At 39.4% G+C, this 1,418-nt stretch carries 2 protein-coding genes; both read right to left on the reverse strand.

From position 1 onward, the window contains the following. Positions 1–125: 125 nt before the first annotated feature. Entirely contained in the window at positions 126–356 is a 231-nt protein-coding gene (locus tag DD616_RS17050; protein ID WP_231140400.1) for a hypothetical protein, read from the reverse strand. After that, entirely contained in the window at positions 349–1,332 is a 984-nt protein-coding gene (locus DD616_RS17055) for a GAF domain-containing protein (RefSeq protein WP_208871972.1), read from the reverse strand. The genes DD616_RS17050 and DD616_RS17055 overlap by 8 nt, the downstream gene beginning before the upstream one ends. Positions 1,333–1,418: the final 86 nt, after the last annotated feature.

Genomic DNA, 1,418 nt, shown 5'->3' on the forward strand with positions numbered 1-1,418 from the left:
CGCCGCATTAAGGTGTGAGCAACGCTAACGCGAAACAAAACCTTACCACCATAAACACAAAACCCAACGATGACATCAAAATGCCAAGCGTTGGGAATCACTCTTAAATGCTTTGTTATGTGGTTTTAACTAGCGTTGTTGGTAGCCAACTTTGAGGACAGTCTGTGAGTTCTAGCCTTAATCATACGGCGAAGCCTATCTAAGTCATTATCCAACTCACTCAACATATCCTGAGCATCTGGTTGATAAACGTTATCGGCTGAAGAGTTGTAATATTTAACCTCAACGCTATACCCTTTGTCTGATGTACCTTGGACAACTTGGCCCATGATGATATGAGGGTTTTTTCTACTCATAACTCCCTCCTTCAGTTTTATCTACTAGTGTGTGCTCTGTGTAAGTTTGTATTTTTTCCAAAAGAATTGCTACTAGATTAGCATAAATTTGTAAGAATGATGCATCACGATCAAGGTTAAATTGTTCAGCTGCGCTGCTAGTTATCAATAGCACCCCTGAAGGTCTATGATCTGATGAGCTTGAGCCATCTTCGCACGGTACGACGGGAACAGCGATTATGCTTTTGTACGTTTCTTTGTCAGCTTCAGAGTTGTGCTCACTGTCCATACCTTTTGAAATATCTTCATGATATTTAATTGTTTTATGCAAATATGACAATCCAACAACACCAAAACCTGGTTTCCAAACTCGATTTCGGGGTTGTATACGCTCATCACACATACGCCAGATAGGTATTAGGTCTCCGTCATTGTTTGGACCATAAAGAGCTATATTCCAAAGAACTCCCGATTGAAAATTGAACAATTTTTCACGATAAACTACCAGAGGCCAAATCAAACTGTGTAACATAGCTTGCATTTCTTCTGGTTTAGCTCGCTCACCTTCTTGCTCTATATTTCGGATTTTGCCGATTGCATAACTCAAAGAACTAACAGCAAAACGGGTTGCAGATCTTTGGCTTGAAAAGAATTGTGTATCTGCTTGATATAATTTATCCAGTTCAGAAAACTCGTCTCCAATATCTTTTAACGCAGCGTCCTTTTCTTGATACTCACAAAGCATAGTATCCATCGATGAACCACGAAATTGGAGATAGACAATGAAGAAATGAAAGAACGTAACTAATGCAACAAGTGACCAGACAAGGTTACTAATGCTTCCATTCTGCTGTTTATAAACCTCCAACAGGTGAGTAACAAAAATGGCAATAAGAACTGGAAGTATCAGCGAGTTCCAGAAAATTACTCCGGCTTGAGCTAGTTTATTTACTCTTGCCAAGTTGGTAATAACGTCAGAGACTTTTTGACTGTACATACATTTACGCTATTGGGTTAGATCAAAAAATATTATCATAATGAAGAAGTTAGAGCACGAGAAACCACATAACGCCCGGCTAAGGG

It is taken from the genome of Vibrio anguillarum, assembly GCF_003390515.1.
GTDB lineage: Bacteria > Pseudomonadota > Gammaproteobacteria > Enterobacterales > Vibrionaceae > Vibrio > Vibrio anguillarum.